Below are 8,359 nucleotides of genomic sequence, written 5' to 3'. Positions count from 1 at the left end.
AATACAGACTTACCTACCTTCATCACGCGGCATAAAATACGAACGATATAAATTGTAGCTTTGCCTTTATAAAGCAAAGTTTTACTTCATTTCATTCGCGAAGAAGTCACTTGCAGATTCAAGTGATTATGGTAATGCTAGTCTATTCATGTCTGATGATATACAAAATTTGAATGTCTTCTGTGGCCGTCGATTTAGTTGAGTTACCACCTGGTTTAGTTTTCTTGAGAGTAGGTTTATAAATGTGTCTTTTGAGGAAGTACTGCCGGATATGTCTGTTGATGTTTTCATTGGTAACTTTCTGCCTCCGATTAACTTTGCTCTAACAACAAAGCAAAAGCTTCTTCTTGAAATTCTTTTGGGTTTTGATTAAAAGTTCGTTTTTATGATATTTTCACATCTCTTGGATTCAAATAATAATTGACGTTTAATTGTCTCTAATTAAAGTGTCCGGTTCCATTTAACCAGATAACGTAAAGAAGCGGCAAAAAAAAATGGATACATTGGCAAATCTCTTGTATCGCGTTCTTAAGGCAAACATTTGTTGAGTGGGTAGGTCAATCAGTGCGCTATTCCTTTTGGGCAAAACCTATTATTGGTAGCAAAAAGCTAAAGATAAAACACACAATACCATCATCAGAACGTTGATATTTTAGTGGATCAGGACATTGTTTCAGTGTTGAAATACGAAGACAGCATATAATGAATCAACGTATCTAAAAGCATTGAAACGCAAGGGAGCACCCTTATTATAATATACGGTGGAAAGTTTTTGGACTTCAGGTCCACCTTGGGGTGTGTTGTTAATTGCCAACAAACTCAGTTACATGCCAAAGTTCACCTGAAGGTCCCCATAAGTAAAGCACTTTACCCCACGGTTCGGTTTTTACAGGCGCATACTTTATGTCGAAATTATCCAAACTAGATAGTACCTCAAAAACTTCGTTTATATCTGAAACGGAAAGTTGAAACATTAAATTTTGAGCGAGTTCCTCGTTATAAAACCTTTGAAGAAAAAATGAACAATCACCATTTTCGAATAACACTAAGTCATCAGTGACATAATCCATTTCAAAACCAAATGCTTGATAAAAAGACTTAGATATTTCGTAATCCTTGCTTGGAATGAAAACTCTAATATCATCAACTTTCACCAGACTCTCCTTTGGCAACTAACGCTGCCATAATAGTTGAAAAATGCATGGCTAAAACTAGTTCTAAAGGAGCGCGAGCCATGCGTTCTGGTTCTTTTAATAGCTTTGTTTGCGCCCAGCATAGAAATGAAATTATGAGCGATGGCCGCACCAGATGAGAGACCTCTTTAGGAAGATAACCATTAATTTAACGTTAACTACTAGCGAATGGCAAGGGCTTAGCTGCGAGGCTTGGTCTGAAGGAAACCGAACGCACAAAATGGTAGGGAAGCATTTGAACAACTACGGGTTGGTCTTCAGTGAAATGCATGGACTCATTTCATAAATATACGAACTTATGAAGACACAGCGTCCCCCAAGACATTATTTGAGGCGAAGGCTAGAGAAAAGTTAGCACAAGACGACTAAACCATGTGATGTTATAACCACAGCAAATTATGCAGTATTGCAAAGAAAGTTCATGATCTTATCTGAACGTGTCCAGCCTTCCGGATATTTGCTTAACCTGCGGTCGTTCACTCACCAGTGAGATTTGAGTATATAAGTGGGTTGGCTTTTTTGTGTCATCGACCGAAAAGAGTAAATGGGGTTATAGGTTTGTTTAGACGTAAGCCTCTGATTTCAGTTATACCGAAGCAGAAGATCGATCTCTTCGTGAGATAGTTGTTGGATCCTGTGCTAAATTTACCTACCAGTTGTCGAACATTAGTAAAAGGTTGATCTTGGGTTGATGTGATTGTTTTCCCGTTAAAACCATACGATTTTTATATTCATGAGTATGCGTATTTACAACGCTTAACATATGGAGCAACTACTTGCTGGCTATATTGCGCGAAGCCCCAGCCAGTGGTAATCATCCCAGTAAGCTTGCAAGCGAAATAATGTTTTTGTTAGGCTTTATCAAAACGAAGCCAATGAGTTTCAGTGCCCACCATAGGCACTAAGAAAAGTGTACCGAGGACACCTTTTTTTTTGAAATGATTAGATAGTCCGGTGTAAAGTACAGTTTAAATTCCCATCATTGCTTACCTAAAGCACCTCCACTATTGCTTATGGCGGTGCGTGCAACAATATAACCACCGTTTTCACACCCTTTGAACTCTTCAGTATTCAAAGTGATCGCCTCTACTATTTTAGAATCATAAACTAAGTCAATATCTGGTCTATTTAACCCGGTAAAAGCCCTTATTTTAATTTGTTCTGCCCGATGACTAAATTCCGTATTTGAAACGAGTAATTTTGATAATTTATTTTCACCGTACTCTGAAGAAATAACTCCCATATTGTTAAGAAAAATAGTGATATCTGAGCATTTTTAGTTCAAAAGTCCCCATTGGCTAGGGAGATCATCTTTAAGTACGCATGAGTTAAGAAAAAAACATTAAAACTACAAGAGCACTTAATTTCATACTCATAATCCTAACGCCCGCTTATGAAGTGGAGCAAACTAGACCTATTTTTGCGTTGTTGTCCTTTGCAAAAAGTCGGCTCATTTGCAGAGTCTGACTTTATGCGCTTGTTATGTTGAAGGTTATCCACTGTTTTCCAATACTGGACTATAAACGCCCCAAATTGCGAACGGCACTAATAATAATGACAACACAAATAACCAAATTAATAATTTCATAGACCTGCTGCTTTTACCTTTACTAACTTTATAAAGAATAAAAGCTGAAAATAAGCTCAATATTCCCCAGTAGCGATAAGAGGCAATTAAAATAGAAGTTTGGATGGGTAACTCAATTTCAAAAGAATCAAAGATTTTTTCGAAATCTTGAATTATGAGAAAAGCTCCATACGCAAATAAACCAAAGTAAAGCGTTGAAACTGTGGCGGCTATGATTTGAAAATGACTCTTGACCTGATCCATCGACTTCCTCTCCTTTTGTAACATAAAAGTATATTAACCAGAAGTCGGGTTAGATACATTTGGCGTTGTCAAAGTAGTATCGACATTCTAATAAGTTATGCAAAGACTTTCATAAAATTAATATTAGTACCCATGTCAACAACATGTTTAGTCTGTGTAAAACCCCTTGACACGATAAACGGTTCCATTTCGATAGTTAAGTCGTCAATAAGGGCATCAATGCATTTTTTTAACCAGCCACTTAAGCAGTGAAATGACTTTAGGAATTGAGGTGCGATGATATTTTATATTGGTATTAAAGAATTATTCCAGATACTTCGTGATACATGGTTAATGAAGCATCTCTCAGAGTTGAAATTAGCATTGAGGTGTTTGTTTTTATCTAAAGTGAGCGAGTAGTTCGGCGCCAATTAAAACTCGATAACAGTGCTCAGTTAAGTTCTTTGATTAAAAAATGCTTTGATGCCCTGCGCTTATGCACAGGAAATTTATTATCCATGTCAGTACTTTGAATTATAGTAGGTAACTATTATTAATTCTAAGCTGTAAGCATGTGTCCTTTTCGAAAGTGACTAAACATTTACATCATTGCTAATTTTGAAATAATCACCGGTAATAATCTGCGATATCTTTTTAACAAAAAAAAGTTATAAAAGCTATTCGGCGAAGTCCTAAATATCCATTGCGTATCATTGATAAAGCATGGGCTACTATGGATACGTGCAGACTTTGCTTTGACAATCTAGTTAAGATATCTAGATGACTTGCTTATAACTTTTAAAGAAGTTAGCTATGCCTTCAAGTGCTAATTTTAGCACGTCCACATGAGGTAAAAATACTAATCTAAAATAACAGCCTTCTTTGATATTAAACGCAGAACCGTGTACCAATAATATTTTTTCTGCTCGTAACAAATCAAATATCATTTGTTCGTCGTCGGTAATATTGAATTTTTCGGCATCTACTTTAACAAAACAATACATGGCACCTTTTGGTAAAATACATTCAAGGCCGTCTATGGCATTCAACATGTCAAATGCCATGTCTCTTTGAATCTTAAGTCTACCGTCGTTACCGATAAGTTCGTTAATGCTTTGGTATCCACCTAAGGCTGTTTGTATTGCGTGTTGGCTTGGTACATTTGCACACATTCGCATCGATGATAAAATGTTCAGTCCTTCTATATAACTTTGGGCAATTAATTTGTTACCACTGACCACCAACCATCCAGCTCGAAATCCAGCTATGCGATAGTTTTTCGATAATCCTCCCATAGTGATAAAGAAAATATCTGTCGCCATTGATGCAATACAGTGATGTTTTGCATCATCATATAAAATTTTGTCATAGATTTCGTCGCTGATCACAACCAGTGAAAACTCACGGGCAAGTTCGATGATCTGCTTTAATAATTCTGGGCTGTATACTGCCCCAGTAGGGTTGTTAGGATTAATCAAAACGATAGCTTTGGTTTTGATGGTAATTTTACTTCTAATGTCTTGTATATCGGGTTGCCAACCGTTGGAATCATCACAGCGATAGTGAATCGGTACACCAGATGCAAGACTCACCGCTGCTGTCCATAAAGGGTAATCTGGTGCGGGGATCAATACCTCGTCATCGTTATTTACTAACCCTTGCATAGCCATAACGATAAGTTCACTGACACCGTTACCAATGTAGACGTCTTCTACATTGACATTTTTTACATTTTTCTGTTGATAATATTGCATGACTGCCACACGCGCAGAATAAATGCCGTTTGAGTCTGAATAACCTTGAGATTTTGGTAGGTTATGGATCACATCTTTTAATATATCGTCAGGTGCTTCAAAGCCAAATGGGGCAGGGTTGCCTATATTAAGTTTTAATATTCGATGACCTTCATCTTCCATTTTTTTTGCTTCGGTTAAAATGGGCCCACGTATTTCGTAACACACGTCTTCTAATTTTTTAGATTTATTAATTTTTTTCATTTGTTCTAAATAATTTCCTACAAGGTGTGACAGATTAAACCAACAAGGGTGAGGCTGTTAAGTGTTTAATTAACTATGGTATATAAAAAGCCAGATGAGTGCTCTTATTAAACGCAGTCTTATCCAATTACATACGTAATTGGTTATTTTGTATCTTTTAATATTAGATTTAGAATAGTTTGCAACGGTGCAAAATCAGATGCCTATTACATTATTGTGGTTCGATGTTGGCCATAGCACTTTTAGCGAGGGCTAAATATACAGTTGCTGAAAGGTGTGATGAATCTATTCATCGTTTACCAGATCAGACAAACAATACAGAGGACCCCATTAATAGAGCTATTGTGTTTTGTGGCGTATACGGTGTATCTGATATATTTAAGTATACTAAAATCTGGGTAAACGATGATATTCCAGAACTAAAAGATGGTGGCCTTGTAATATGTGTATCCCCGAGTAGGTTGTTTACAACAAGGAAGCGGTGATTAAATTTATATAGCTTGTGATGATAAACATAATTCTTTGATACATGCAGGTGCAGCTGACAGAGTTATCTCTCAGCTTTCTAGTTATGCTAAATATGATGTTATCAATAATAATTGCCACAAATTTGTATGGCATTGCATTTCAGTAGAAAACATCTCACTGACTCAGTTTTCTTTGTTAAACCAGAAGTTAGCTGAACATTTTGCGACAATAATTCATTGGTATCCACTTAATTAATGATCGTATTTGGTCATTCTTCACGTAATATATATGTCGAATACTCCATAAATTATCGACAATCGCCTTCTAATGCATTGAAAATTTAGATTTTCTATAGCTGAATGCCTGTATACTTTTATGTTGTTGGAGTAAAATTAAGCCTAAGTGTAATTATTAAATAATCAAACATTAAAACGTTTCGATTTTTATGGAGTAAATTAATGTCAGATCACTTCAAAATAACCCCTCAGAATGCGATCTCCGAAAGTGACATTGCACGAGTTATTCCTTGTAAAAAATTGTCAATGAGTGATCCGTTTAAGTGGCTAACACTGGCCATTAAAGATGCGAGTCAGGAACCTGGAATAACACTTTTTTTTGGTCTGATATTTGCGGCTATACCCTGGCTCATCATCGAGTTAGTTCAATTAACAGGTTGGCACTTAGTAATAATGCCAGCACTTGTTTGCTTTATGTTGATTGGTCCATTTATAGCGGGATGTATGTACGATGTCAGTTGGGAATTAGCAAAAAAACGTGAACCAACATTACGTCATTGTGTAATAACACTAAAACGCAATGCCATTAATGGGTGGGGCTTAGGATTTTTATTAATGATATTAATGGTTTTTTGGCTACGTGTAGCTTCATTAATCCACGCATTATACCCGCCATATCTTGATGAAAATTTTATCAATCTTTTACCATTTTTAGCGGTTGGTACGGTAGTCGGCGCAATATTCACAGTTTTAGTTTTTTTTCTTATGGCGTTTACACAACCAATATTGATGGAAAGAAAAGTTGATTTAGCCACCGCTTTGTTAACCAATATGAATGCTATATGGACTAACAAAGGCCCCATGATGTTATGGGCATTCATCATATTAATAGCTGTACTTATTGGTTTTGCCACATGGTTTGTGGGTTTTATCTTTTTAATGCCACTTATCGGCTATGCTACTTGGCATGGTTATATAGGCACAATAGAAACCAAAAGAGAACGACACTTCGAATAGTCATCTGCTCGACTAATATTCATGCAAAAAAGCCTCATGATATATATCGTGAGGCTTTTTTATGACGGTGATACTTATCGAGGTAGTTTAGACTGCCTACTAGTTTCTAGAATTTTATGAGTCCAGAATGCTTTGACTGAAAAGTCTGATTTTTTGACTTTCTTTTTAACAGCTGATTTGGAAGTTTCTGTGACAGTAACAGGTTTTTTCTTTGTGACTTTTTTAGGTTTATCAACAACGGCATTTGCTTCTTTAGATGGGGCTGTTGAACCTAACTCAGTTATCATCGCGTCCAGCTCTGCCAAACGTATATTTTTGCCACCATCAACACTATACCAGCCGCTCTTGGCTTCAATGGAGGGGGCTTTACCATTTACTGCTGTATAAGCTTCACTGAAAGCAGCTATTACTTGATCTTTATCCAATTTACTCATAATCAGGACTTTGCCTTTTATATGTTTGTTTTCATAATATGGAGAGGCTTTATACCTTTTTTTAATTATAATGTCTAATTTACGTACATTAGTAATGTATTGAAATCAATAGGAAGATCGATGTCAGTATCAAATAATCAATTATTACAATTTCTTAATGTGTTACTAAAGCCAGAAAAAACAAAGGATTATTGCCCCAATGGTTTGCAAGTTCAGGGTAAAAATAATATTACTAAACTAGTAACAGGCGTGACTGCCTCACAAGCATTAATTGATCGGGCTGTATCTATCAATGCCGACGCTATTATTGTTCATCACGGATATTTTTGGAAAGGTGAGAAACAATGTATAACAGGCATGAAAAAAAATCGAATACGCTCGCTATTGCAGCATGATATCAATCTTTATGCTTATCATTTACCATTGGATATTCACCCAACTCTGGGTAATAACGCTCAATTAGCCAAATTATTAGGAATTGAAGATGTATCACCGTTAGAACAACATAATCCCCAGTCTGTGGTTATGCAAGGTAGGTTCGATGGTGGTATTTATCCAACTGACTTGACTAACTTGTTAACTAATATGTTGACTAAAACACCGTTACACGAGCCAGCGAAAAAAGCTAAAATTGAAACAGTTGCTTGGTGCACAGGAGGTGGGCAAGGTTACATCGAAATGGTAGCCGAGCAAGGTATCGATGCATACATTACCGGTGAGGTATCAGAACAAACTATACATACAGCACGTGAAATGGACATTCATTTTTACGCCGCTGGACATCATGCAACTGAGCGTTATGGTGTTAAAGCTTTGGGTGAGTATATTCAACAGGAATTAGGAATTGAGGCTGTGTTTATTGATATCGATAATCCAGCTTGAGGTATATTCGGTAAATGGAAAACAAAAAACAAGACCAAAATTTTGATAAATTTGCAGATAAATTCGAAAAAAATATTTATGGTTCAACAAAAGGTAGATTGCGCCATGAGTTGATAGTACATCACCTGCACGATTGTTTGCCTTTGACTGAGGTGTCGTTACAAAAAAGCATGCCATTGCAAATTTTGGATGCAGGCGGTGGCACGGGGATCATGACTGAGGTTATGCTTAGTTTAGGCCATGAGGTAACGTTATCTGACTTATCTTCTGTGATATTATCTCTGGCAAAAAACAAGTTAGGTACACATCCTAATTTACATAT

The 8,359-nt window shown here is 36.4% G+C and carries 7 protein-coding genes and 1 pseudogene; 3 read left to right on the top strand and 5 right to left on the bottom strand.

Annotated elements, in window-relative coordinates; translation table 11 throughout:
- Positions 1-803: 803 nt before the first annotated feature.
- The 4 genes from QZ562_RS17485 to QZ562_RS17470 all read right to left on the bottom strand — a co-directional run bounded on the left by QZ562_RS17485 (position 804) and on the right by QZ562_RS17470 (position 5,000).
- On the bottom strand, positions 804-1,154 hold the full coding sequence (locus QZ562_RS17485) for a lactoylglutathione lyase (RefSeq protein WP_293763010.1): 351 nt from the start codon (positions 1,152-1,154) through the stop codon (positions 804-806).
- Positions 1,155-2,172: 1,018 nt separating this feature from the next.
- A complete protein-coding gene (locus QZ562_RS17480) occupies positions 2,173-2,436 on the bottom strand; it encodes a hypothetical protein (protein ID WP_293763007.1) in 264 nt (87 codons plus the stop codon).
- A 249-nt stretch (positions 2,437-2,685) separates the two neighbouring features.
- Positions 2,686-3,024 carry a hypothetical protein gene (locus tag QZ562_RS17475; RefSeq protein WP_293763004.1) on the bottom strand — a complete coding sequence of 113 codons (339 nt, stop codon included), beginning with the start codon at positions 3,022-3,024 and terminating at the stop codon, positions 2,686-2,688.
- 755 nt (positions 3,025-3,779) lie between these two features.
- Positions 3,780-5,000, bottom strand: a complete 1,221-nt coding sequence (locus QZ562_RS17470; RefSeq protein ID WP_293763001.1) for a pyridoxal phosphate-dependent aminotransferase — start codon at positions 4,998-5,000, stop codon at positions 3,780-3,782.
- Positions 5,001-5,926: 926 nt separating this feature from the next.
- On the opposite strand from QZ562_RS17470, the gene QZ562_RS17465 reads away from it, so the two are divergent.
- Complete coding sequence (locus tag QZ562_RS17465; protein ID WP_293762998.1) at positions 5,927-6,721, top strand: DUF2189 domain-containing protein; 795 nt, start codon at positions 5,927-5,929, stop codon at positions 6,719-6,721.
- A gap of 74 nt (positions 6,722-6,795) precedes the next feature.
- On the opposite strand, the gene QZ562_RS17460 is transcribed toward QZ562_RS17465, so the two are convergent.
- On the bottom strand, positions 6,796-7,155 hold the full coding sequence (locus tag QZ562_RS17460) for a hypothetical protein (protein ID WP_293762996.1): 360 nt from the start codon (positions 7,153-7,155) through the stop codon (positions 6,796-6,798).
- Between the two features lie 120 nt (positions 7,156-7,275).
- Between QZ562_RS17460 and QZ562_RS17455 the strand changes: the two genes are divergently transcribed.
- Positions 7,276-8,037 (top strand): Nif3-like dinuclear metal center hexameric protein, encoded by a 762-nt coding sequence (locus tag QZ562_RS17455; RefSeq protein WP_293762994.1) that lies wholly within the window; start codon positions 7,276-7,278, stop codon positions 8,035-8,037.
- 14 nt (positions 8,038-8,051) lie between these two features.
- A pseudogene (locus QZ562_RS17450) lies at positions 8,052-8,359 on the top strand (SAM-dependent methyltransferase); the annotation flags it as partial.

Origin of the sequence: uncultured Paraglaciecola sp. (assembly GCF_913058035.1) — a bacterium.
Lineage (GTDB): Bacteria > Pseudomonadota > Gammaproteobacteria > Enterobacterales > Alteromonadaceae > Paraglaciecola.
The sequence above is the reverse complement of the archived record's forward strand: the minus strand, read 5'-3'. Positions and strand labels throughout refer to the sequence as shown.